23 protein-coding genes and 2 tRNA genes are annotated in these 26,139 nt (G+C 43.0%); 10 read left to right on the top strand and 15 right to left on the bottom strand.

All coding sequences use genetic code 11. The features are described from left to right. Positions 1–8: 8 nt before the first annotated feature. Genes F9K33_05895 through F9K33_05855 form a run of 9 tightly spaced genes read left to right on the top strand, consistent with a single transcriptional unit; the run spans position 9 to position 11,575 of the window. Entirely contained in the window at positions 9–857 is an 849-nt protein-coding gene (locus F9K33_05895) for a WecB/TagA/CpsF family glycosyltransferase (protein ID KAB2880336.1), read from the top strand. Position 858: 1 nt separating this feature from the next. Further along, positions 859–1,974: an undecaprenyl/decaprenyl-phosphate alpha-N-acetylglucosaminyl 1-phosphate transferase gene (locus F9K33_05890; GenBank protein KAB2880335.1), complete on the top strand. Its 1,116-nt coding sequence runs from the start codon at positions 859–861 to the stop codon at positions 1,972–1,974. Then, positions 1,901–3,523, top strand: a complete 1,623-nt coding sequence (locus F9K33_05885) for a capsule assembly Wzi family protein (GenBank protein KAB2880334.1) — start codon at positions 1,901–1,903, stop codon at positions 3,521–3,523. Before F9K33_05890 ends, F9K33_05885 begins: the two co-directional genes overlap by 74 nt. A 7-nt stretch (positions 3,524–3,530) precedes the next feature. Next, positions 3,531–5,351 (top strand): carbamoyltransferase, encoded by a 1,821-nt coding sequence (locus F9K33_05880; GenBank protein KAB2880333.1) that lies wholly within the window; start codon positions 3,531–3,533, stop codon positions 5,349–5,351. Positions 5,352–5,394: 43 nt separating this feature from the next. Beyond that, positions 5,395–5,829 (top strand): hypothetical protein, encoded by a 435-nt coding sequence (locus F9K33_05875; GenBank protein ID KAB2880332.1) that lies wholly within the window; start codon positions 5,395–5,397, stop codon positions 5,827–5,829. A 25-nt stretch (positions 5,830–5,854) separates the two neighbouring features. Next, on the top strand, positions 5,855–6,667 hold the full coding sequence (gene tatC, locus F9K33_05870; protein ID KAB2880331.1) for a twin-arginine translocase subunit TatC: 813 nt from the start codon (positions 5,855–5,857) through the stop codon (positions 6,665–6,667). Further along, positions 6,664–7,161: a hypothetical protein gene (locus F9K33_05865; protein ID KAB2880330.1), complete on the top strand. Its 498-nt coding sequence runs from the start codon at positions 6,664–6,666 to the stop codon at positions 7,159–7,161. Before tatC ends, F9K33_05865 begins: the two co-directional genes overlap by 4 nt. A gap of 9 nt (positions 7,162–7,170) precedes the next feature. Further along, complete coding sequence (locus F9K33_05860) at positions 7,171–8,355, top strand: ArsA family ATPase (protein KAB2880329.1); 1,185 nt, start codon at positions 7,171–7,173, stop codon at positions 8,353–8,355. Between the two features lie 4 nt (positions 8,356–8,359). Continuing rightward, the gene (locus F9K33_05855; protein KAB2880328.1) at positions 8,360–11,575 is read left to right on the top strand and encodes a hypothetical protein; all 3,216 of its coding nucleotides are present in this window, start codon (positions 8,360–8,362) and stop codon (positions 11,573–11,575) included. 127 nt (positions 11,576–11,702) lie between these two features. Here the strand turns inward: F9K33_05855 and F9K33_05850 are convergent. The 5 genes from F9K33_05850 to F9K33_05830 all read right to left on the bottom strand — a co-directional run bounded on the left by F9K33_05850 (position 11,703) and on the right by F9K33_05830 (position 14,951). Further along, positions 11,703–11,776: transfer RNA gene (locus F9K33_05850), tRNA-Asp, on the bottom strand. A 90-nt stretch (positions 11,777–11,866) separates the two neighbouring features. After that, a tRNA-Val gene (locus F9K33_05845) sits at positions 11,867–11,941 on the bottom strand. Positions 11,942–12,006: 65 nt separating this feature from the next. Next, positions 12,007–12,831, bottom strand: a complete 825-nt coding sequence (gene pyrF, locus F9K33_05840; GenBank protein KAB2880327.1) for an orotidine-5'-phosphate decarboxylase — start codon at positions 12,829–12,831, stop codon at positions 12,007–12,009. 21 nt (positions 12,832–12,852) lie between these two features. Continuing rightward, the gene (locus F9K33_05835) at positions 12,853–13,692 is read right to left on the bottom strand and encodes a rhomboid family intramembrane serine protease (protein ID KAB2880326.1); all 840 of its coding nucleotides are present in this window, start codon (positions 13,690–13,692) and stop codon (positions 12,853–12,855) included. Between the two features lie 29 nt (positions 13,693–13,721). Continuing rightward, on the bottom strand, positions 13,722–14,951 hold the full coding sequence (locus F9K33_05830; protein ID KAB2880325.1) for a site-2 protease family protein: 1,230 nt from the start codon (positions 14,949–14,951) through the stop codon (positions 13,722–13,724). Positions 14,952–15,007: 56 nt separating this feature from the next. Between F9K33_05830 and lpxB the strand changes: the two genes are divergently transcribed. Next, positions 15,008–16,195: a lipid-A-disaccharide synthase gene (gene lpxB, locus F9K33_05825; GenBank protein ID KAB2880324.1), complete on the top strand. Its 1,188-nt coding sequence runs from the start codon at positions 15,008–15,010 to the stop codon at positions 16,193–16,195. Positions 16,196–16,248: 53 nt separating this feature from the next. Here lpxB and F9K33_05820 read toward each other — a convergent pair whose 3' ends face one another. From F9K33_05820 to F9K33_05775, 10 genes are all read right to left on the bottom strand, one after another. Further along, on the bottom strand, positions 16,249–17,208 hold the full coding sequence (locus F9K33_05820) for a hypothetical protein (protein ID KAB2880323.1): 960 nt from the start codon (positions 17,206–17,208) through the stop codon (positions 16,249–16,251). Between the two features lie 135 nt (positions 17,209–17,343). Next, positions 17,344–19,470: an adenylate/guanylate cyclase domain-containing protein gene (locus tag F9K33_05815; protein KAB2880322.1), complete on the bottom strand. Its 2,127-nt coding sequence runs from the start codon at positions 19,468–19,470 to the stop codon at positions 17,344–17,346. A 41-nt stretch (positions 19,471–19,511) separates the two neighbouring features. Continuing rightward, positions 19,512–20,072 carry a hypothetical protein gene (locus tag F9K33_05810; GenBank protein KAB2880321.1) on the bottom strand — a complete coding sequence of 187 codons (561 nt, stop codon included), beginning with the start codon at positions 20,070–20,072 and terminating at the stop codon, positions 19,512–19,514. A 10-nt stretch (positions 20,073–20,082) separates the two neighbouring features. Continuing rightward, positions 20,083–21,000, bottom strand: coding sequence for a PorV/PorQ family protein (locus tag F9K33_05805; protein KAB2880320.1), 918 nt, complete (start codon positions 20,998–21,000; stop codon positions 20,083–20,085). Between the two features lie 89 nt (positions 21,001–21,089). After that, positions 21,090–21,779 carry a cytochrome C assembly protein gene (locus F9K33_05800; GenBank protein ID KAB2880319.1) on the bottom strand — a complete coding sequence of 230 codons (690 nt, stop codon included), beginning with the start codon at positions 21,777–21,779 and terminating at the stop codon, positions 21,090–21,092. Between the two features lie 19 nt (positions 21,780–21,798). Next, a complete protein-coding gene (locus F9K33_05795) occupies positions 21,799–22,443 on the bottom strand; it encodes a DUF4159 domain-containing protein (protein ID KAB2880349.1) in 645 nt (214 codons plus the stop codon). Positions 22,444–22,493: 50 nt separating this feature from the next. Then, complete coding sequence (locus tag F9K33_05790) at positions 22,494–23,348, bottom strand: prolipoprotein diacylglyceryl transferase (protein KAB2880318.1); 855 nt, start codon at positions 23,346–23,348, stop codon at positions 22,494–22,496. Between the two features lie 32 nt (positions 23,349–23,380). Beyond that, on the bottom strand, positions 23,381–23,866 hold the full coding sequence (locus F9K33_05785; protein KAB2880317.1) for an acyl-CoA thioesterase: 486 nt from the start codon (positions 23,864–23,866) through the stop codon (positions 23,381–23,383). A 24-nt stretch (positions 23,867–23,890) separates the two neighbouring features. Beyond that, on the bottom strand, positions 23,891–25,357 hold the full coding sequence (gene tldD, locus F9K33_05780) for a metalloprotease TldD (protein KAB2880316.1): 1,467 nt from the start codon (positions 25,355–25,357) through the stop codon (positions 23,891–23,893). A gap of 2 nt (positions 25,358–25,359) precedes the next feature. Next, the gene (locus F9K33_05775) at positions 25,360–26,073 is read right to left on the bottom strand and encodes a response regulator (protein KAB2880315.1); all 714 of its coding nucleotides are present in this window, start codon (positions 26,071–26,073) and stop codon (positions 25,360–25,362) included. Positions 26,074–26,139 lie beyond the last annotated feature (66 nt).

The following is a 26,139-nucleotide window of genomic DNA, read 5'->3' as shown; positions in this document are numbered from 1 at the left end:
AGAAAACAATGATTAAATCAGCTAAGACGATAAACGTGTTAGGTTTTCAGACGAGCACTTTGTCACGTGAAGACATATTGAAAACGGTAACAAGTTGGGTTACGGAACGAAAAAATTCCAACCACTTGATGGCCTTGAATCCGATTAAAGTTTGCCGAGCCAGAAAAGAAGAAACCCTGGCGCAGCATATTGCGGCCTCGGACCTCCTATATCCGGATGCATACGGCATTGCGTGGGCCATGACGCAATTCAGCGGGATAAAATATTCCGCAATTCCCGGATGTGATTTAATGTGTGACATTATGAAACTCGCCTCTGAAAAAAAATATCGTGTTTTCCTCCTTGGCAGTTCAGAAGCAACGGTTGAAAAATCTAAAGACATTTTTCATCGCGATTATCCTGGTGCAACCATTGTCGGGTTTCGTAACGGATACTTCAAGAATGATAATGACATTCAAGCAACGCTTTCTGACATCATGACAACAAAACCGGATATTGTTTTCGTTGCCATGGGTGCGTTGATTCAGGAAAATTGGATTGAAATGATCCGAAGTCGAAGCAAAAAAGACGTTGTCATTATTCCTGTCTGTATGGGTGTGGGCGGCAGCTTCGACGCCATAACAGGTAATGTCCCCCGCCCGCCGGCGTGGATGCTTCGATTACATCTGGAGTGGCTGTTTCGCCTGTTTCAACAACCATTTAGGGCGCCTCGAATGATGGCTTTACCCCAATTTGCATTATTGGTCTTAGCAAAAAAGATGTTCAAAATAAATACAGATTATCATTTTCCTGCTACATGGCGAGATGACGATCTTGTGATAAGATCTGAACCGTCCACACAAAAAGCAGAGGTCTAAAGTGATTGCTTACATCTTTGTGTTTATATCCGGATTGGGCATTTCTTTTTTTCTGACGCCTTACATAAAAGATAGGCTAATTGAGCGGGGGTTTCTGGATAAACCGGATGCGCGTAAAGTCCACACACGTGCAATCCCGCGTCTGGGAGGTATTGCCATCTACGTCGGTTTTTGCATATCGTTGATCATTGCTTATTTCGGGTACCCTCGTTTTTTCGAAGAAAAAGAAATGAATATCCTCGGGCTTTTAGTTGCATCTACCTTTATTGTAATCGTAGGAGCCGTGGATGACATCTATAATATACGCCCCTGGATCAAATTGGCCGCGCAGGTTTTTTCCGCAGTCATACTTATTATTTTTGGTTTCAATATTGAAGCCATATCGAACCCATTCGGCGGAGCTTTTGAACTAGGAGCATTTAGTTATCCGTTAACTATTCTTTGGGTAATCGGCGTAATCAATGCCATTAATCTTGTTGACGGATTAGACGGACTTGCTTCGGGCGTGTCACTGATCGTGGCTATGACGATATTTCTAATCGGGCTATATCTGGACAAATCCTATGTTGCATTATTAAGCTTTGGACTAACCGGAAGTATTTTAGGTTTCCTGAGGCATAATTTTTATCCTGCGAAAATTTTTATGGGCGATTCGGGCAGCATGTTCATAGGCCTCGTCCTTGCAGCACTAGGGCTGATCAGTTCGCAGAAATCTGCCGTGAGCTTCGCTATTTTAGTTCCTTTTATAGCTTTAGGATACCCTGTTTTAGATACTGCGCTTGCTATTGTACGGCGTGCCAAAGCAAAGAGAAATATTTTTACAGCGGATAGAGAACACATCCACCACGTATTACTTTCTTACGGATATAGCCATCAGAAAACCGTAATCGTACTTTATGTAATCTGTTTGTTCTTTGCTTCGATGGCTTTTTTGTTTGCCGCGTTTAACAAGTCTAATAAATTTATCATGGGGGTATTGTTTTTTGTCGGCATGTTCGCATTCGTTTTTGTAAGATTCCTTTCTTACGCAAAAGTGCCTGTTGATGATGATGAAAATACTGATGATAAGAAAGCAGACAGTACGTCCGCCGCAAGTCGAAATGATAAAGATGATTAATAGAGTGCTCCATTTTTTATCTCATATTTTTTTGTTTTCCTGTTTGCATGTTATTGCCCAGGATAAATCACCGTCTTCATCTGAGAACATGGGGTCAACATTATTGTATACGGATCATTGGGCGTACACTTACATTCAACTGCTTCAGGATCGCGGTTACCTGAAGGATTTGTATTATTCGATTAAACCTTATAATAGAGCCGATCTTGCAAAGGCACTTATTAATCTCGAAAATGAAACTCTTACCCCGGCTGAAAAATATTGGATAGAACTGCTGCGAAAAGAATTTGCAACTGAGATTACTTTTTTGGATTCTGATAATAACAGGGAAGTTGCCGTCTCAGTGAAAACATCATCTGGAACTTCGAACTATTACCAAGATAATCATTTTGAATCCGACTTTTTTGTTAATCCGGAAATCTCATACTCCATGAATCATCTTGGCGTTTTCTTGCGTGGCCGGATTGACAATGGATTACTTAGCGATCCAACGTATTCCGGAAGAAAAGCGGATTGGATTGCAGCACGACTGGAAGACGGCTATGGGATATTTAAATTCGGTCAATTAGGTTTTTTTATAGGCAGGACTTCTCACAATTGGGCTCCTTTTTCAAATCAAAGTTTGATTTTATCAGATAACCCTTATACCTATGATCAAATTGGATTAAATTTTGAAACGAAACACATCGCATTTCACAGCACTTTTGCAAAACTAAATGCTGTTGCATCCGGCGGTCTCACAGCGGAGCGTTATTTTTCTGCTCATCGGTTAGATTTAAAATTCAATAACGGTATCAATCTTGGGTTTTCTGAAACAGTTGTTTATGGTGGACCCAATCAATCTATTGAATTTTCTTACATGAATCCATTCGGTATTTTTATGAATGCGCAAACTAATGACGGTAAAGAAGCGAATGAAAACCTGGCTTTTGACTTTTTTATTCCTCTGCGAAAATTTAATTTTAAGGGTCAAATACTCATTGATGATTTTATTTTGGACGGGCCAAATGATCCCGCGCCGAACCGTAAGACTTCTTCAGACCGACTTGGGTTTTTGTTTGCCGTTCAAGGAAACGATATTCTTGTTCAGAACACACACTCGACTTTACAATACGAGAATGTCGGCAGTTACACTTATAATGTAAAACAAAAGCGCCCATGGCAGTCGTATTCGTATGAAGGCAGAGGTTTGGGGAATGAATCAAACGACCGCGAATCATGGAATTTGAATCTTAAATATTTTCCAATACCCAAATGGATTTTTGATCTGGATGCAACTTTCGCCAAACAAGGCGAACGCAATTTGGCATCCAATGATTTCGAAGATTCAACGTTTGTAAAGTTGTCCTTCCCGTCGGGAGTTGTCGAAAAAACTCTTGCAGTATCACTTGGAGTTCTGTACCGGCATAACCAATATATATTTGGACAAGCCAGGATTGGATTAGACAACGTTCTGAATCGAAAACACATTAGAAATCGTGACGAAACGTCAATGTATTTCTTAGTACAAATTGATATTAGCACAGATCATTTCATTAAAGTTGATTAGGAAACATATGTACATTCTCGGCATCTCCTGTTTTTACCATGATTCCGCGGCAGCACTCATAAAGGACGGTGAAATCATAGCAGCGGCTCAAGAAGAGCGGTTTACACGGAAAAAACAGGATGACAATTTTCCGCATCATGCGGTTCATTTCTGTTTAAACCATGCCGGCATTGTTCTAAGCCAGATCGATTACGTAGCTTTTTATGAAAAGCCATTGGTCAAATTCGAGCGCCTTCTGCGAACGTATTTCGCTTATGCGCCATTTGGCCTTAATTCTTTCATGAAAGCTATGCCGCAATGGATCCGAAAAAAATTATGGATGCCGGAACTCATTATGGACGAATTGAAGGAATTTAAGGGTAAGATCATCTACCCTGAACATCACGAGTCACATGCCGCAGCCGCTTTTTTTCCTTCGCCCTACTCAGAGGCTGCTTTTCTCACGATCGATGGTGTCGGCGAATGGACGACCACCAGTTTTGGCGTCGCTAAAGGAAATCAATTGGCTATCGATTTCGAAATTCATTTTCCGCATTCTGTAGGCCTTCTCTATTCCGCTTTTACTTATTATACGGGCTTTAAAGTAAACTCCGGCGAGTACAAGGTCATGGGGCTGGCGCCCTACGGAGAACCGAAATATGTTGATTTGATATACAAGCATATTATTGACCTCAAGGAGGACGGCAGTTTTAAATTAAATATGGACTACTTTAATTTTGCCGCAGGCCTTACGATGACCAACGCCAAATTTCATAAGTTGTTTGGCGGGCCGCCGCGTGAGCCGGAATCCTGGCTGACTCAGCGTGAAATGGATCTCGCAAAATCCGTTCAGGTGGTAACCGAGGAAATCATGCTCCGAATGGCCAAACACATCAGAAAGGTTACCGGACAAAAAAAACTGTGTTTAGCCGGCGGAGTTGCGCTGAATTGTGTTGCAAACGGCAAATTACTCAAGGATAATATATTTGAGGATATATGGATACAGCCTGCGGCAGGCGATGCCGGGAGCGCGCTGGGAGCGGCACTCTTCGTTTGGTATCAATATCTCCAGAATCCTAGAACTTGCAATGAAGTTGACGATACACAGCACGGCTCTTATCTGGGACCTCATTTTTCCGACGAATATATCGAGTCTTTTCTCGCTGGCAATTCTATTCCCTTTCAGAAGCTAAGCCGAACAGAAATGATTACACAAATCTCCGGCGAACTAGCGAACGAAAAAGTCGTAGGATGGTTTCAGGAGCGTATGGAATTTGGCCCGCGCGCCCTCGGTTCGCGTAGTATCATCGGCGACGCACGTTCCTCTAAAATGCAGTCTGTGATGAATCTCAAAATCAAATACCGCGAATCATTTCGCCCTTTTGCTCCAAGCGTGCTGCGAGAACATGTGGGCGCATATTTTGATATGGATCATGATAGTAAATACATGCTGTTAGTTGCCGATGTGGTCGACAAGAAAAGAATTCCAATGACGGAAGAACAGCAAAAATTATTCGGGATTGAAAAACTTAATATCCCCCGATCCGAAATTCCGGCTGTCACGCACATTGACTATTCAGCTCGAGTACAAACGGTTCACAAAGACACGCACGGTGCTTATTACGAACTCATACATGCGTTTTATAAAAAAACAGGATGTCCGGTCATCGTCAATACGTCCTTCAATGTCAGAGGTGAGCCGATTGTCTGTTCACCAGAAGACGCATTCCGCTGCTTTATGCGAACTGAAATGGATTACCTCGTTTTAGGAAACTATGTTTTGAAAAAAGCCGATCAGAAGCCCATGGATGATAATAAAGAATGGATGAGAGAATTCGAACTCGATTAAAAAAACACTTCGCTATTAAATACTTATCAAGAAGGGTGAACAAGTGAAAGATATTATTAAAGACATCCGGTACGAAATTCATGAAATGGTTTGCGATACAAAAACTGTAAAGAAATTTGGAATAATTTTTTCGTTGATCCTGACCGTAATTGGGGTTTGGTTATGGTATAAACATAGTGAGCTATGGGTTTGGTTCGCCGCTAGTGGCGGTTTGATGATGTTAACTGCCTTTGCCACTACTACTCTTCTAATTCCGCTTTACAAGGGCATGACGATTCTCTCAATTGTCATCGGCTATTTCGTATCGCGCATCATATTGACAATAATGTTTTTTATTTTGTTCGCCCCCATCGGACTGTTTATGCGATTGATCAGAAATGACATCTTGGACAAAAAAATAAATAGAAAATTACCGTCCTACTGGTTTAAAAAAGAACACACCCCTTTTTCAAAAGAAAAATACGAACGGCTTTTTTAGTCGAATAATCCATTGAAACACACCTATGTCTGAAGCCGAAAAAAATAGCCCTGAACTCGCCGAGAGCGAGCCCAATCACATCCAGATGTCGTTTTTGGATCATCTGGCAGAATTGCGGCGCAGGCTGATTTTTATCGTATTATCGGTGCTTGTCATGATGATGGTATCCTTTGTATTCAGCAATTCTATTATTAAGTTATTGCTGTATCCGCCCATGCTCATTCCGAATATCAAACCGCCCATCGAGATGATGCGTCCCGTTATTACTCAGGTTCAGGGATTGATGATGGTAAAAATTCAGGTTGGACTGATCAGCGGAATTATACTCAGCTTACCCATTATTCTCTTCCAATTGTGGCGTTTTATTTCTCCCGGTTTGAGAAAAAAAGAGCGTCGTTATGCCATTCCGATTATTCTTTCCGCGACAATTTGTTTCATTATAGGCGCGCTTTTCTCGTTTTTGATTGTCATTCCAATAACGCTGAATTTTCTCTTGACCATGGGCGATATAGATAAGGAACTCGGTATTATTATAGAAAATATGATCGATTTGGATGCGTATCTGAGTTTCGTATCTGGATTCATGCTCATCACAGGCCTTACTTTTGAATTGCCCGTATTGTCTTTCTTCCTTACTAAAATAGGCGTATTGAATCATAAATTTTTGCGAACGTATTGGCGCCATGCCTCCATTGCCTGCCTTGTTGTCGCCGCCATCGTTACTCCCACGACGGATATGATTACTTTATTCGTTGTGGCCGCGCCTATGATAATCCTTTATGAAATCAGTATTTGGGTTTCCATGATCACCGGACGTAAAAAGGCGAAGGACGAATGACATTCCGAATTCTATTTTCGCTACCGATGTTTCTGACATTGCATTCCTGTGCAACTCATGTCTCACATAAGCAAGTTATCAATGACGAACCAATGCTTATTGGCACGATCACTCAGACTGAACTTTTTGCAGAATTTCCTATCTTTAAAACAAATTATGAATCGTATACTCCGAATGACTCCGTTATTCTCGCGCTGAGACAATTTACAGAAAACATTCACATCAAGATCTTTCTTGGAACATGGTGCGGCGATTCCAAAAGAAATTTATCTTTTTTTCTCAAAACACTGGATCTGGCTGGAGCAGCCAATTTGACTTACACACTCTACGGAGTGGACAGAACAAAAAAAGATAAAGCACAGTTAACCGCAAAATATTCCATTTCACGCGTTCCTACTATGGTTTTTTTAAGAAATGACAATGAAATAGGCCGTATTACCGAGCACCCTGCCAAGTCCGTCGAAGAAGACATGTTGTCCATTTTACAGCAATGAGTTGAACGTTTGAAAAAATTACGAATTATTTTTTTTTCAGGGAAAGGCGGAGTCGGTAAAACAACAACTGCAGCCGCTACGGCGCTTCACGCCGCCGCCCTTGGTTATCGAACCATTGTTATCAGTACCGATCCTTCGCATAGCTTATCCGACACATTTCAAATTAATCTAACGCACTCCGTTCAAAACATTGCAACAAATCTTGACGGAATAGAAATCGATGCTTTTCATGAATTGGATAATAACTGGGGTCAGATCAAAGATTATCTTTCTTCTCTGATCGTTACTCTCGGCGCCGATGACGCCATCGCAGGCGAGTTAGCCATAATTCCCGGAATGGACAATGTATTCAGCTTACTTCGCATCAAAGAATTTTATGATTCAGGAAACTACGAGGTTTTGATCATTGACATGGCGCCAACCGGAGAAAGTTTGCGTCTTCTCAGTTTACCACAGATCGTATCCATGGCATTAAAAATTACCCGTTATCTTGAAAAATACATCGTCTCTCCCGTGATCCGCCCAGCATCTAAAATGTCAAAATCTCTCCGCGCAGTGATTGCGCCTGAAAACGTTACCCACTCATGGGAACTTGTTCTTGAAAAGTTACTCGATATGCGCAGGCTATTTGAGCATCAATCTCTCACATCAACGCGTATAGTACTAAATCCGGAAAAAATGGTAATAAATGAATCACAGCGCGCATGGACTTACCTCAATCTATTCGGCATGATCACGGATCAGATCATTATCAACCGCGTGATTCCAAAGGACGGCCTTAAGGGTTATTTCAAGGATTGGCAAGTTACCCAGCAAAAGTATTTAAAAATGATTTATGACAATTTTTCTCCTCTTCCAATCACAGAAGTTCCCTATCTCAAAGACGAGGTAATAGGTATATCGAGACTCAGCCAACTCGGTAAGATGATTTATGAGGATCGTGACCCAACTGATGTATTCTATTCAGATAAACCAATTCGCATTTATTCTACGAAAAAAGAGAAAATATTTGCGATTAAAGTCCCCTTTATCGAGAATAATAAAATTGATGTGACAACACGGGGAAATGAATTGATCATCGGCATTGGAAACCAGATGCGCTCATTTGTTTTGCCGGACTCCTTATCGCTGCTCCAAACTGAAGGCGCCGAATATAACAACGGCTGGCTGGAAATTAAATTTAAAAAAAAGTAGCATCATGTTCCGTCTCGCTTTTCAATTCATTATTTTATGCTTTTTTTTCTACTGTCCAGATCGTCTCTCCGCACAGCCGGAGTCGTGGTCGCACGGTGAATTGAATTGGCTTACGATCAGAACGGAGCATTTTGACGTACATTATCACGACATGCCTATGAGCGATCATGCCGCTATGGTAAAAGGCCCTGAACGTACCGCCTACCTTGTCGCGAAGATCGCTGAAGAAATATATGGTCCCGTAACGCAATTATACAATCATAAGCCTGATCGTGTTCATTTTATCATTCGTGACACCGACGATTATTCCAACGGCGGGGCATATTATTATGATAATAAAATTGAAATTTGGGCATCCAGTCTCGATTTTGAATTACGAGGAAATCACAACTGGCTGAGAAATGTTATTACACATGAATTTGTCCATATGATATCGCTGCAGGCCGCGATGAAATTCTCACGAAAGGTCCCCGGTTTTTATCTCCAATACATCGGATACGAAAAAGAGAGACGCCAGGATGTTCTTCGGGGCTTCCCAAATATTGTTGCGTCCTACCCGATCGCGGGTGTAGCTTTGCCTGTCTGGTTTGCAGAAGGTGTTGCACAATATCAGATACAACATCTCGATTATGAATTTTGGGATTCACATCGGGACATGATTCTTCGTTCCCGCGTTTTGTCGGGCCAACTACTTAGTCTGAATTCCATGGGAACTTTTGGGAAGAACAGTATTGGCAATGAGTCTGCTTACAACAGCGGTTATGCATTTGTAACGTATATCGCATCAGTCTATGGCGATGAGTCGTTAGAGACAATCTGCCGCTTTTCGCGTAATCTTACGACCTCATTCGAAGGAGCGGTACAAAAGGCAACAGGACGTTCTCTGGACTCACTTTACAGCGACTGGCGAACCAATATCGAGAAGCATTATCAGAATGAAACAAATCTTATACAGACCAATGTGGCCGAAGGCACCATATTTCCAAATGAAGGAACGGCCAACTTTTACCCCGCCTTTTCACCGGACGGCTCAAAGTTCGTTTACATAACCAATACCGACCATGATTACCTTAGCCAAACTTCACTCTATCTCTATGATCTATCGTTGAAGTCGGCGCGGAAAATAATGAACGACGTTGACGGCCCTGCTTCATGGTCACCCGATGGAACTAAATTGGTTTATTCAAAGAATTTGCCTGACAATAAGTATCACTTCCAGGTAAATGATATTTATGTTTTCGACATCCATAAGAACAAAGAGTATCGACTGACGTCCTCTCTCAGGGCATCTGCGCCCGTATTTTCACCGACGGGAGGAAGTATTGCGGCAGTTGTTAATTCAGACGGAAATAATAATCTTATCCTCATTAAGGACATTCCTTCCGATTTGTCAATATTAAACAAAGAATTCGACAGTATAAATTTTTTGAAAAAAGGATTATCCTATTTACAATTAACAAATTATCATAACGGGCGGCAAATTTATCGCCCTTCGTTTCACCCCAATGGGAAACAACTATTCTTTGACTCATCAATTGACGACGGGCGGGATATAGCCGTGCTCGATGTCGAATCCGGCGATATTCAATGGATAACCAATCATCATTACGACGAGCGTTCACCCTCCGTGTCTCCTGATGGACAGTATATGTACTATTCTTCCGATGAGACTGGAATTTATAATGTTTATCGGCTGAACCTGGAGTCGAAAGAAAAACAATTGGTCACCAATGTTCTGGGTGGGGCATTCTATCCTTCCGCTTCCAAAAAAGACAACCTAATATTCACACTTTACAAAGACGCCGGCTTCACAATAAGCGAAATTAAACTTATCCGTGAAATAGATACTAACCATGCTCAGTATTCAACGTCAAACCCAAATATTAAAAAGATCACGTTGTCTGAAGCGCAACCAGAAGAATTGAACCGGAATTATCCCCAGCGTTGGCCTAAATACCCAAAGAGTTATGACGACACGGCGCTTCCGGCATTTGACTCGATCTCCCGTTACAAAACTCAATTTCTTGATTTTTCTTTTCTACCCGTGTTACGAATTGATTACGGCACATTTAAGCCCGGATTATATTTTTATTCCAGCGACGTTTTATCTAAATCCTCTTTCTTTGGCGGCGCGATGTTTAATATCCCTGATCTTGACCGAGATTTATTCGGTATCTTTGAATTCAGCGGATTTGGCCCGACTCTATTTCTTGAATTGTACAACCTTACCCGCTCACGAACGTTCAAAGAAAACAGCGATCCGTCAAATGATCCTGATCCTGTGTATGAATCTATTCAAAAGAACACATTTGAATTGCGCGAGGTTGACGCCGGCGCGGATTTTAGCTTACTTGAACCCAGGGATCTTCGTCTGAATTATGTGCATGCTGAGTCTTATGTCAAAATATCGGAACATCGGGAGTTTAACGGTGTGGAGATTGTAACGATCCCCGCAACGGGCTTTATAAAATATTATTATGGCAATGGTATTTCCACAGACTGGAAATTCAATTCGCTCAAACCCTCAGTTGATGGCGAGATCAATCCGCGCGTCGGAAGAAAAGGGAACATTAAATACAGTTATAATCTGGACAACCTGATCTCTGGTTTTGCATTCAACGCCAGCGCCGGGACGTATGAAACCCTGTACGACAAGGCCCATTATCACCGCGTGGAGGGAACCTATAACGAATATCTGAAATTACCGATCAAGGATCACACACTGGAACTCTCTTTTCAAGGCGGTATTATTCCAAACAAAGTTGATAGTTTTTTCAATTTTTTCGGCGGCGGTCTCGCAGGGCTAAAAGGATATTCGTTCTATAGCATTGAGGGAAATAAACTAGCGCTGCTGAACACTACTTATCGGTTTCCAATATGGAAACATATAGATTCAAAATTCGCCAATCTCTATCTCGATAAAATATTCGGCGGTATTTACTTTGGATACGGTGACGCATGGAGCAAAGGCATAGACTTTAAGAAGTCTATTGGCGGGGAATTACGCATGGAGTTTTATTCCTTTTTTGTTTATCCAACGCGGGTTACATTTAATGCAGCCTACGGCCTGGACAAATTTACAACCCTGGGACCGCTCGTTTCCAAGTATGACGGTTCTCCCGGTGGAGCGGGCTTGTACAAAGAAAGGCAAAAAATTAAAAACGGCAAAGAATGGCGTTACTATCTGACAATTTTGTTCGGGTTCACGTTATTCGATTAGAAGATCGCATCCGCTCTTCATAAAGCGGGACGTATCGAAACGACGAAGCCTGCCTCTGGATTACTTCCTCCATTTAAAACCTCGTATTAACAGAAAAACCCCGATAAATCGGGGTTTTTAGATTTCGCGGGCGCGACGAGGCTCGAACTCGCAACTTCTGCCGTGACAGGGCAGTGCTCTAACCAATTGAACTACGCGCCCTTTTTAGAGGCGTCATTATACTACATTCTACCGCGTTTTGCAAGTAATTTTTTAGCAAAAAAACCCCGATTTCACTCGGGGTTTTCACGGTGGGCGCTCATGGATTCGAACCAAGGACCTTCTCGGTGTAAACGAGACGCTCTAAACCAACTGAGCTAAGCGCCCATAAAAATGCGGGTAAATATATACGTTGAACCCAATATTTGCAAATAAATTCTGCTCCGGAACGATTATTTTTTGATATCCGGTACTATACGCTCAATGGACTTCTTTAATTTCAATACCTCCGCCCTCGCTCGTTCTGCAAAGTCTTTTTCTTTGGATGCATAAATTACCGCGCGGGAGGAATTGATGAACGCGTTAACCTTCCTCCCGTCCCAATTCGATTTTACCACCGCTTCCAGATCCCCGCCCTGAACACCGATGCCTGGAACAAGGAACGGCATCTTTCCCGATATACTCCGGATATTCTGCATTTCCTCAGGATGGGTCGCACCCACCACCAACCCGCAATTATTCAGCGTATTCCATGAAAGAACATTCTGCGCGACCGACACATAGTTCTTCCTGCCGTTCACATCCAAACGCTGAAAATCTTCAGAACCTTTATTTGAAGTCAGGCAGAGGACAAAAGCGCCTTTATTTTCGTCTTGAATAAACGGCTCCACCGAATCACGCCCCATATATGGATTGATCGTAATGCAATCAAAATCCATTTCCTGCAGGATAGCTTGAGCATATTTAGATGAGGTATTTCCGATGTCCCCGCGCTTTGCATCTGCAATGATTATTACCTTATCTGAACGCGAACGGATGTGTTTCACAGTATCAGTGAGAGTTAGCCATCCTTCAATGCCCATTACCTCGTAGAACGCGAAATTGGGCTTATAGGCCCCGACGACATCGACAGTCGCGTCTATTAATGCGCGATTGAATGCTAGAACCGGATTTGATTCAGATTTGAGAATTGCTGGAATAAGATTAAGGTCAGGATCGAGGCCCACGCAGACGGAACTGTGTGCAAGCGCTTTTTCCGTACGTTGATGAAATGTCATAAATAGGTTTTATGGAAAATTCTAGTGTTTAATATTGGGCCGGTCTGAATTGGACAAGTGTTGGCTTGCTTCGAGCAGAATCTCTTTTTCTTCTTTTGTCAGATGATCATATCCAACTTCGTTGATCTTATCCAAAATACTATCCACTTTGCTTCTCATTGCCTCACTGCGATCCTCTCGCGGAGGCAACGGCCTTAATTCCTTGCTCTCACTTCGTCTAGGTTTAATTTCCATCTTTGTGCGGTTCGCCTTAAAAACGAACCACTCTTTTTTTAGATATATAAGTCCGAATACCATACCGCCGAGATGAGCAAAGTGTGCAACTCCATCGCCGGAAGGATTTGCAATATTCATGAAAGTAATGACGCCGTAAATAATGACCATGTATTTTGCCTTGATCGGAAAAATAAGGCTCATGAGAATGATCTGATCAGGAAACGTCATTCCAAAAGCAAGGAGTAAGCCAAAGACAGCCCCGGATGCGCCAATGACCACGCCTTTGGAAAATAACAAAAAGGTCAGACCGGCGCCTATTCCGCAAATGAAATAATACTTGAGAAACTCATTGGATCCCCAAGTCATTTCAAGCTCTTTTCCAAAAAGCCACAGCGCCAGCATGTTAAACAACATGTGCCAGACATCGGCATGCAGAAACATATAGGTCACCAGCTGCCAGATCTGTCCTTCCCATATCCTTGGAGAGAGGGCAAGATAATTATATACAAAGTTCTCCCCGCCCGTGATTGAAAGTAACCATTGGAGTAAATAAGCGATAAAATTGAGTATCAGCAGCATTTTTACCGCAGGATAATCGCCGCCAATAAACTGATACGATGATTGATTTCGCGTGTAATAACGCATGGACAATTACCTTCTAGGCTAGAATGACGTTATCTCGTATACCCTTTAAGATATATCGGATCGGGTATAAAACAAAGGATAAATATGATAATTGAAACAATTCCAATGATCTGCCGTGTTCTGTCCAATCCTTCATGGTCATTCATGACCGGCGGGTGTTTGATCTTGATCAAAACAAGTATGAGAATAGCCCAGATCAGCCAGTTGTTATTATTATTCAATAATCCCATAACGAGAATTGCGACAAATGCAAAATAACCTACATATTTCTGTCGTTTGCCGAGAAGCGAATACGTTATGTGTCCACCGTCTAGTTGTCCTATAGGCAGTAAATTCAGCGCAGTTACAAGCAGACCAAACCATCCGGCAAAAATAAACGGGTAGTGAATGATGTCATACATTTCCGGCATTCTATTGCCGGCAAGCGTATTTCCAAGAAAACTGAATAATAAAGAATTCCCGAAATGCCAGAATGGTTCCCCGGTATATATGCTCTGCGGATCGTAGAATTGATACGCATATGATCTATCAGGCACGGTAGTGAAGCCGTAAATCAGGACAATCAGGCAAACTACAAAACCCGCAATAGGGCCTGCAACGCCTACGTCCATCAGTTGCTTTTTATTCAGAATCGGAGATTTTATGCGAATGAATGCGCCGAATGTACCCGGCATCAGCGTCGTTCCGCCAAAACCTGTGAATAAGTAAGGAGGAATCAGAATCCCTGGCAGAAAATACGGAAGTGTGACATTCAGTTTATGATACTTGGCCGCGAAATAATGGCCGAATTCGTGCGCGCTGAGAATTCCAAGCAATGCAAATGAAAATTGAAATCCCGTAATCCAGCTCCACTCATCCGTGATCTCTCTGTTGATGATAGTCGCCGCGCCCGTAATAAAAACAACAATAAAAGTAAATACAAAAAGCACAAGATTAACGGACGGGTGGTTGAGCCACGTCCATCGGCTTTTTGTCTCGGGCAAAAATTGATAAGGACGTACACTATCATGGTATCCATTATTTGCTGAGAATATCTTCAGGATAACAATGTCGGCATGGGAGCCATTTTCCGTCTTCGTCGATAAATTCGATATGACGGCTTTATAACCCAACGGCGCCAGCTTGCTCTGAATATGATTCATCATATCCTGATTAAGACGCATAATCTCAAATTTTGCAAAAAACGCGTTGGAGTCGCTAACGACGTATTCAACCGCTGCAAACTCTTTTAAGATATTTTCAATTTCCTTTTCAATCATAGTTGATTTTTTATCCGATTAACTTTAAATAGAATATGCTATTATAACCCTTATATATGAATAAAATTTCAGAACTGTCCATCATACTACTTGCAGGAGAATCCTCCGGCGACTTGTACGGCGGGCTGCTCGCAAAATCAATTCTAAAACTCTCCCCGCAAGCCCGTTTAAGCGGCGTTGGCGGCGAAGCTATGCGGAAAGCCGGAGTTTCGCTTGACTGCACTATCTCCGAACTTTCCATCATGGGTGTCAGTGAAGTCCTCCTTCACATCCCACGGCTTTTATTGCTTCGAAAGCGCCTCGTCGATCACATTTTCGATTCCGGCGCATCGCTCCTTATTCTAATCGATTTTCCTGATTTTAATCTCAGTGTTGCCAAGAAGATCTTTCAGCGAAAAAAACGTCTTGGACTAACTTCTCCCAGAATTTACTATTTCGTTCCTCCGCAAGTGTGGCTCTGGAGAAAAAGGAGAATCAGTAAAATCAGACAACTATGTGATGGCGTTTTTCCTCTATTTTCCTTCGAACACGACTTGTATACGCAGCACGGAATCAAAAGTTTTTATGCCGGACACCCCATCAACGATATTGTTTTACGAGATCAATATTGTCAAAACATAAGTGAAAATCAAGCAAGCAATACCACTGCCGGATTGTTTCCAGGAAGCCGGCTGCAAGAAATTGCAAATATCTTGCCGATTATGCTCAATGCGATCCTCGAATTTGATAAAACATGGAACACAAACAGGAAAAGCATCTCCGTTCTAATAAGCCGGTGCGGATGGATTGCTGAAGATATTTACTCTGACATCATTCACCGGACGGGTATGCCCGCAAGATTTTCTATTAGCCTTATACCTCATTCATATGAGATCATGGAGCGCTCCGATGTTATTCTCGCTAAGTCGGGAACGGTTAATCTCGAAATCGCTCTCTTCGGGAAACCATTTATTGTCATTTATAAAACTTCTTTGCTGACCTGGCTTATTGCCAAATTTCTTCTGCGAATTCACCATATTTCTCTTATTAATATTTTATCCGCTAAAGTAATTGTTAAAGAGTTTGTTCAGTATCAGGCCAATCCCTCTTCCATCGCTGTTGAGATGAACGGTATACTGACCGATAGTGAATATAGAGCAAATATGATAAAACAATTGACGGAATTTTCTGACGTTCATACCCGCCGTCGCCCTGACTCAGTTACTGATGAAATTGCTCAATTTATTTTGAACGATATAAAATAAAAAAGCGATGATATTTACATCATCGCTTTTTAAATGAGTTATTTTGAGCAGATCTACTTCGCTCCGCCTTCGCTTAATTTACGCGCAGCTTCTTCTTCCAGTTTAGCCTCTTCCAACCGTCCCGTTTCCTTATATAACGTGGCGAGCATGATACGCGCCTGAGCCATGTCCGGCTTTAATTGAATGAGGCTTTGGATGGCCGTTTCGGCCTGACGCATCAAGCCGTAATCGCGATATAACGCAGCCGTCAATAGATACCATTGCGGATTCGTAATATCGTTATTGCAGACTTTCTGAACTTCTTTCAAATCATCATTCATGTTCTCAGATTCACCCGGATCAAGCAATGAAAACTTAACGGCGGGAGATACATCAGCGCCTGCGGCATCTTTGACCGTCCAAATATATTTTTCTTCTACTTTCAGTTTCGGCGCTACCTTCGGATAAGCAACTTCGTTAACACCGGACACATTGATTTCATATTTAAAATCGCTGATCTCACTCTTGATCGTAACAACAAAATTCTTGCCTGCAACTTTGCGATGGTCAGCCCATTTGAAAACAGGTTCGGACTCCAATATCTTAGTCTCGGATGGGTATGTTGCCGTGATCATGCGGTTGGCATCGCCGGCCCATGCTCGAGTAGCTCCTGCCATTGAAGCGTCGGAAGCTTGTCCCCAAACAAGTCCTGATAACGTGCTATATAGACCAGATAAGAAGGAACTTTCTTCCTGTTTTTTCTTGACCGTATGATACTTCTTAGCTGCTAAAACAACTTCCTTACCGGAGTAGTACATAATGGTAGCGCTGCCGTCGGCGCCGGTTGAAACCTTATCGCCGTCAGCTAATTTTGTGCTGGAAGTCGCTTTCTTTTCCTTACCGTTAGCGTCGGTAATTTTGACGCTTCCCTTCACTTTCGAAAAGAACGCCACATCTTGAGCGGCGGCAATCGAAAATGAGAAAACGGAAAGCAATACCAACTTGCCGATGGTCTTAATTAACGGATTATTCATAACTCACCTCTCCTTACGTTATGTGTATCAGTAACAGATTTACAAATTTTAGATGTTATGTATTCCGGCGAGTAACCCAAAGTAAATCGTATTAGTTAAATAAAATTATTCAAAGATGCAGGCAATTACAAGCTTTTATTTACTCGTCATATGGTAAGACCCATCCCAGTCGGCGCCCGGAGGATTAGAAATCAGTTCCTTGCACCTTGTTATATACAACTTTGACGGTTCGTCCGTATGTGAATACGTGAGCGCCTGTTCAAATTTTCTGACCGCTTCATTCCAATTCTGCTGACGGTACAACATGATTCCTTCCTGGTAAAACTCAACAAGCTTACGAGCCGCTTCAGGCAACGGTTCATTTGCTCTTCCTATCAGTTCAAAAACTTTTACAGGCTTACTCTTTCCCTTGACAACGATCAAGTCCAGATCACGGACAATCACGCGTTCACGCACCTGATGATATGTGAATTCACTGATCATGATGTACGTTCCGTATTCTTTATTTGCCCCTTCCAGACGTGAAGCCAAATTCATATGATCCCCGATACCGGTATAATCGTAACGGATATCAGAACCGATGTTTCCGAAAACGACATTACCGGTATTAATACCGACACGGCTCCGTACAGCCGGCAATCCCATTTCCATGGTTCTCTTACGAAATTCAATCAGCGCTTTCTGCATATCCAGAGCTGCATAGCAGGCGTGCAGTGCGTGTTCATTTTGAGGTAAAGGCGCACCAAAAACGGCCACAATAGCGTCACCGATATATTTGTCCAGACTGCCGCCCTGATTGAAAATCAGATGCGTCATGGTATTGAGATAATCATTCAGCATTTCGATCAATTTTCTTGGTGATAATGACTCAGAGATAGTCGTAAAACCTTCAATGTCTGAAAAAAGAATACTGATCTCTTTTTCCTCGCCGCCGAGCTCCAGTTTAGAAGGATCTTTGACAAGCGCATCCACATAGGCCGGTGGTGCATATCGCGAGAACATACTCTTAATTTGTTTCTTATTTTTCTCTTCGGTAAAGGCCTGGTATATCGATGTGGAAAAATATGCAAAAATAACGGCGATGGTTATGCTCCAGGCAGGGAACCAAATCCCCTTTTCGGCAAAAAGATAATAGCTCAATCCCCAAGTAAATATGAGCAACACCCATGCAACGCCAATTTCACCCATAAAACCAAATCGAACAGTAGCCCACACCATTAAAAAACAGAATAATAATGCAATTGCGAAAGTCACCGTCGGTGAACTTTTTTCAAGGAAACGCTTGTTAAGCAAAGTAAGAAAGGCGTTTGCGTGAACTTCGGCTCCGTACATCCAGTTGTTTTGTGCATTGTTGTAAAATGGAGTTATGAACCGATCGACTGCAAATTCCGACCCGTTTCCAACAATCACGAGCTTGTCTTTCAAAAAATCCTCCGGCCACTGGCTAGATTCTTCGCCGGTTATCTTGCTGCTTCGATAAGTGTTAATTGTTCCTTCTTTATTCTGCGTCCATTCTCCGTTCGGCTGTTTGATCCACGTCGCCGGCGGCCCCACATAATTGATAATCATATTGCCCTGTCCGTCAAGCGGTATTGGCGGAACAATATCCCATTTTCTATTTTCAACTGCTTCGACAAATTTCTCTTTTTGAAGATCCATGATCTCGCAATATGCGAGCGCAGAAAAAGATAAAATGATTTCCCCATCTCCCATTTTTTGGATGGGACGAACTGCGCGCACACTGGACAGCACACCGGATCCGTAAATCTGGAGATTCGCGTAACCTACTCCCTTTAATCCGGACATAAAAAACGGATGCGGCATCTGATTTTTCAAAGTGCCGTCCTCCTGCGGATACCAGATCGATACGGCAATAACATTGCCGGCGCGTTTCATAGACTTGACCAGTATCGAGTCCCCATTAGGGTCAAGCATATCCAGTTTATCATAAAAAGCAATATCGAGAGCGATCGTTTTTGCGCCTTTGGCGGCAAGTGTGTCTATGAGCCGCGCAATGTAACGGCGAGGCAATGGATCATAATAACCGAATTCCTCCGCATACGATTTCTCATCGATCATAACAACGATGGTCTCCGGTACTTCAGCCGGCTTGGGTCGCGTCGTAAAGAGTAAATCAATTCCGGCATGCTCGATATTCTGGAAACTGAAGCTTTGAGATAACATGTATCCAAGCAATGCTGAAAACAACACAATTGCCGTAATCCATAGTTTTTTGTGATATTGCCGAATAGAGTTCGCCATAATTTTTCTCCGTGCAAATAAGTCGGTAGCTTTATTATTACTTAAATAGCTTTTATGTCCATAGAGTCTGAAGGAACATGAGTGCCCTGATGGGTGAGGTTTTGGAGACGGTCATTGATAACTGTAATTGCCGACGAATCGCTGAACTTAATTTTTTTTCGAGTAAACCACTTTCGATTGAGAATTAAACATAATACATTTTGTTTCCATGTGTACGCCTTAATCTCATTCCATTGGATTTCCATTTCATAATTTGGCGAAACCGTTCCCAGCCCGATGTCGTTAATAAAACACATTTTGCATATAAGTGTGTTTACAAAAAAACCGATCAGCAGCGCAACCGGCGCAATTAACATGACCGCTTCGAGCATTTCGGCGTTATTTACGACAAAGAGAAGGCTAGCGCTGATGAGCATCAGAATAAAATAAACTCTGGATGATAAACGGTTTACAAACGTAATAAAAAATCCATCTTTTTGTCCGGTTCGGGCTACGTAGGTAAAAATAGTCGATAACTCCTGGTAGATATCGTAAAGAACGTAGAGAAGAACGGCCAGATTAAAACCCGTCCAAACAAAATCCGGATCGTTAAACATATCCATAGTACGAATCCTATAAATTTACAGTCAAAGAAAATCGGTTAACAGCGCCGATGCCCCATGAAGAGAATGAATAATCAAATACGTAGTTCTGGTGTTTGAAGCCTAAGCCGGCGGACAGGCCTGCTGCGCCGTTAAGAAAACCGGATCCTTTCAGATCCAGCTCGCTTTTGCGTTGCAGATTATAACCGATGCGCATGCTTATTTTCTCCCAGGGATCGGCTTCGGCGCTGACGGCAAATCTTTTCAGCCTGTTACCCGGCAAGTTTAAGTCTGACAGATTCAAGCCGAATGTGGTGAAATTCCATTTCCTCGAAACGCCCAATTGCAAACTAAGAGGGAGCTTTTCTTTGTGGTCAAGAAATGCATGAGTCGCGAATCCGGCATTCAAAAGACTTGCGCCGAGCTGCATATCGTATTGCTGCAAAACATAAATGGCTCCGAGATCCACAGCGACCGCTCCGGATGAATAGTTTTCAATAGCAGATCGAATGATCTTTACCGTCGCGCCGAAATGAACATTTTCTTTCAGCTGACGCGCATAGAACAAACTAAGAGCATAATCGCTGGAAGAAAAACTGCTGGTCTCATAACCCGAGGCATCATAACCTTGAAAGTCCCCATAACCGAAATAGACAAGCCCTGCTCCGAATACGCCGATATCTTTATACGGCTGCGCGTAGGCTGCATAACCGGATCCAATGTCAAGGATATGGTTCATATAGCCGGCGGAAAATTGCCTATGGGAAAGTTTAGATAGACCGGCAGGATTATACATGAAGGTATTCACATCGCCAAATTGAGACACATATGTGTCACCCAGCCCCGTCGCCTTGGCCGGAACGCCTACACGTAAAAATTGATATCCGCTTTCACCTGCGTATGATGAAGAAAAGCCTATAAAAATTATTAATATGACGAATCGTAACATGAAAAATCCTATAATCGTATGTAAAAAGTTATAACAAAATAATATACGCACGGACTGAAACGAGAGTCAAGAAAAGAAAAACTGAGCGGTCAATCACGATCTCCGATTTTTTTATAAAGTTCATTGATCTCCTGCTCGGCTTTTTCAATGCCATACCGCTTCTGAAGCAAATAAAAGAACAGCGCAGTAAAAGTTACTAAGCAAATAACAAAGGTCAGCATCATTTCGGGCGCAAGACCCGACTTTTCTCCGCCGCCCATCACGGCCGCAGGATGCTGAGTACGCCACCAACGGATCGACATGTATACCAACGGCACGTCAAGAAAACCAATGATACCCACGACGGCCGATAGTCGGGCGCGTTTGCCTTCGTCGTCAATGTAGATCCTCAACATTACGTATGCAACGTAAATCAGCCACAGTACAAGCGCCAGCGTCAGTCGCGGATCCCATGTCCACCAAATCCCCCAAACCGGCTTGGCCCATATCGGACCTGTGATCAACATGATGGAACAAAAAACAAGCCCCAACTCAGCGCTTATCGCCGCAATGAGATCCCAATGGTCATTACGGCTGACCAAGTATGCTATACTCGCAGCAAATACAATTCCGAAAGCCAGGAACGCAACCCACGCAGCCGGCACGTGAAAATAGAATATTCGTTGAATGATTCCCATTGTTTTTTCGTTCGGAACCCAGATAAAAACAAAGTACAGAGCAACTAACATCAAACATAATATCACACCGTCAAATACTCTGTCAAGTACTGTCGATTTCATAATTTTTCCTTGAAATAGATTAGTAAGTTAAAGCATACACTACAATATTCGTCGCTATTTTAAGCGCCTGTTGATGTTTTTCTATTCCATCCTCGGGAAAAACGTCCGGCCCTTCCAGCCCGTCGCTGATATCGGTGTTTTTGGAATAGAAGCAAACCAAACGTCCCTTCCAGAACAAACCAAATGCTTCGGGTGCGCCGCCATCGTGTTCATGAATCTTGGGAAGTCCGTTCGGAAAATTATAATAAATATGATATAAAGGATGAGAGAAAGGTATTGGAACAAATTCAAGTTCAGGAAAAACTTTCTTCATTTCGCGTCTAAAAAACTTATCTATTCCGTAGTCGTCATCGCACCAAAGGAATCCGCCATGAGTCAGATGCGTTCGTAAATTTTTCACATCGGCATCTGAAAATTTGACATTTCCATGTCCCGCCATATACAGAAAAGAATAATCGAATAACTTGATGTCCGACAGTTCAACAAAAGTTTCGCTGTTGCCGGTAACAATATTGGTTTGCTCTTTCAGATATCGTAATAGATTGTTCAACGCCGTCTTGTTACCGTACCAATCTCCTCCTCCGCCGTATTTGATTCGGGCAATTGTAAACCTGCTCGTTTGTTCGCTACCGACTGGTTCATTTGTGATACCTGCCCGGTTCATGAACAAAACACAAAATGTTGCCGTCAGTATTTTCGTAAATCCGTTCACAATTATTTAATTTTAGCTGATATCTTATTCAATTCCGCTTTAGGTTGTATTTTGAAAGCCCAAAACATCCAGATTCCCCCAAACATTATCAAAACCAGGCTGATCAGCTGTGCGCCGCTGAGATCGAAAGCAACTTTCGGATTTATGCGGAGAAATTCGATCAGGAAACGCTGAAGCCCGCCAAGCATAAAATAAAGTGAAATCTGAAACCCGGTTGGCAGTTTTTTCTTCGTGGTATACCATAGTATAGCAAAAATAATAACGGAGAATACGGTTTCATACATTGGTGTTGGATGGCACAACGTGTGGTCCGGTACAATTCCGTTAGGATAATCTTTTGCAATCTCCGTTCCGTAAAAAGCCTGCGATGGCGGTACGATGCCTCTGGAATAATCCGTTGCAAAAACGCCGTCCCAGGGCTTACCGTAATCTCCGTCGCCCGCCAGATGGCAACCGATACGCCCGATGCCATATCCTAACGGCAACGGTACCGATATCATGTCAATCGATTTCAGTATCGGCAACTTATTTTTTCTGATCAGCCAGATGATGCTTATCATAGCAAGAACAAACCCGCCGTACCATGTCAGACCTGCGCCGGAAAAAAGCATGTCTATCGGATGCTTCATAAATCGGTCAAATGCTTCAAAGAGAAGGTAATAGAACTTTGATCCGGCCAACCCGGCAATGGCCGCGACCAATATAACCTGATCGGCCAAATCCACCGGATAATTTGCCCGCTTAAATAATTTCTTAAGCACAAAACTTGTCGTAAGAAATGACAATGCCAGCATCAGGCCAAAGCTGTGAATCGGTATGCCGCCGAAAATCGGAATTTCAAAAAGAGTCGGTATCATGAATCCTCAAATGGTAAATTAACTTAACTTTATTATTCGTCTTTCATTGCTTGATGAACTTTTTTCTTTCGCTCGAGCGCATTATGTTTGATCAACTGAGCCAATTCAAAGTCCCTTTTTTCCTCCTCTGTTTCGACGATCAACGGCGGAATTGGCGTCGGCGAACCGTCTTCGTCCAGAGCGACCATATTGAAAAAGGCCGTCGTACAATGCTTACGCTTACCCGATAAAGGGTTCTCCGAATAAGCGTCAATCTTGATCACCAACGAGGTATTGCCGACATACACCACGCGCGCAATTGTCTCCAAACGATCCCCGACCTTCACCGGGTTTCTGAAATCTACCGCCTCCGTTGACGCGGTAACAACGATCTTGTGGCAATAATGGGATGCAACGATTCCCGCTTGAATATCCAGGATCGCCATCACTTTCCCGCCAAACATGGTGCCGTGAGGATTCGCGTCGTTCGGGAAGGCTATGTGCCAACTGCTAAGGGGAAGCGCTTTTTGTGCTTGCATGTGCTTTCGTGATTATGAAAATCGTTATAGCCTCCTTAAACCAGTTCCGCCGATGGTCATTTCACCTATCTTTATAGTCGGCTGTCCGACCCCAACGGGAATATTTTGACCCTCTTTACTGCAGGCGCCGGCGCCGGTTTCTATTTCTAAATCATTTCCTATTGCATCGATCTTATTGAGAATGTCCGGCCCATTGCCTATCAAATTTGCGCCGAGCACCGGATACGTGATCTTACCGTTTTCGATCCAGTATCCTTCCTGAACTTCAAATACGAAATTGCCGCTGGCAATGTCAACCTGACCGCCGCCAAGAGTTTGAGCATACAGGCCCCATTTGACGGAGCGAATCAAATCTTCCGGATTATCTTTTCCACGCGCGATATAAGTATTGGTCATGCGCGGCATCGGAAGTTGCGCAAAACTCTCCCTTCTGCCGTTGCCTGTCGGCACCGCATTCATCAAACGCGCATTGTAGTTATCATACAAATAATTTTTTAAAATTCCATTGTCTATCAGGATATTTTTTTTTGTGATCGTTCCTTCATCGTCGGAATTCGATGATCCGCGCCCGTTGAGTATGGTACCGTCATCGATGATCGTTACATATTCTGAAGCAACTTTTTGGCCGATTTTTCCCGTGTAGACAGATGAACCTCGCCGGTTAAAATCACTTTCAAGTCCGTGGCCGACGGCTTCATGGATCAGCACGCCGCCCCAGCCTTTATTGATAACAACCGGGAATTGTCCCGCCGGACATTCACACGATCTTAGTTTGCGCAGCGCCTGCCGGGACGCGTCACGCGCGATCATCTCCGGAGTTCTCTTTTCAAAATAGGTAAAAGGATATCGGCCTCCGCCGGTTGCGTATCCGAAATTATTTTTGCCTCCATCGCCCGTCAGAACAAACACATGAAACCCGTAAAGCGAGCGTTGGTCATCGCATTGCAACCCGTCGGAATTAACAATACGAATCTCCTTTTCTTCGTCATAGTAGGTGCAACTTACTTCCTTTACGCGGTTGTCTTCGTCGCGCGCGGCTGAGTTGGCCCGGCGCAACAAGTCAGTCTTTTTCTTACCATCGGATTCGAGCCGGTAGAACGTAACTGACTGATCCGTTCGTGGTGGAGTTACATTAACCGGGTTTGAGAAAGATTCCGGACTGCCTTCATGAGTGATATACGCTGCCGTTTTTGCGGCGATTTCGATACTCTCCGGGCGGAGATCCTCACAATAAGCATAGCCAACGTGTGTGCCGCGAATCACACGGACTCCGGCGCCTGCTTTAATGCCGGCCCGAACTACATTGATCTTGTCCTCTACCAAGGTAATCCATGTCGACAGACGCCGTTCAATGTATACCTCTGAAAAGTCGGCGCCCTTCACGCGCGCAGACTCACAAATTTTGGATAAAGCGTCATAATCCAAAATATGGTCAAAGCCATTTGCAAATGCCGTCGCAATTTGTCTATGAGTAAGATCTGGAAGAGTCATGCTTATCGGTTTGAATCGGAGGCTTTGTTAATATCAATGATTTGACTTGAACCCGCGTACGCTGTCGTTTCATATTTCCTGATCCGCTGAATCTTGTGTATAACGTCTGTAGCGCGCTGAAGGCACTCATATAACATTTTCATTTCAGTATCGACATCTGTTATTTCTTTTTCGCGTTTAGCCAAAATGACCTGAATTAAAGCCATGGCGCCCGTTACGGGCTGAGCCAATTCGTGAGCCGCTGCGCCGGCCATCTCAAATAATACTTTCAGCCGTTCATCTTTCAGCAGCTGCAGATACAATTCCCTCAAGCGAAGCTGCGCCCGGGTTCTGCTATACACTTCAGAATAATCAAACGGCCGCATGATAAAATCGTCCGCTCCGTAATTAAGCGCATGACTGCGGTTATTCAATGCGTTTTCCGATAACAGCGCGACGACAGGAATATTCCACAAGGCTTCATCGGACTTGATAAATTTACAAATGACAAACGGATTTGGATGATCCATCTTAGTATCGAGAATAACGATGTCAATAGGCTCCGCCTTTAAGATCAACTGCGCATCGGGTATCGATTGGCATAAAAGAATATTGATGCCCAAAAGCGTAGATAAATTAAATTCCATTTCCTGCGCATCGCCATGATTCTGGCTTACAATCAATCCGGTTCTCTTCGTAAAAACATCAATGGATTGATGCAGACTAGCGTCGCTCATAAGTGCTGCTTTCTGAAACCCGTCAACAATTAAACTCGTATCCAATCATGAGAAGCAAAAATTGCC

This window comes from bacterium, assembly GCA_008933615.1.
GTDB lineage: Bacteria > CLD3 > CLD3 > SB21 > SB21 > SB21.
Note: the sequence above shows the minus strand (reverse complement) of the source record. Positions and strands in the feature narration are given on the sequence as shown.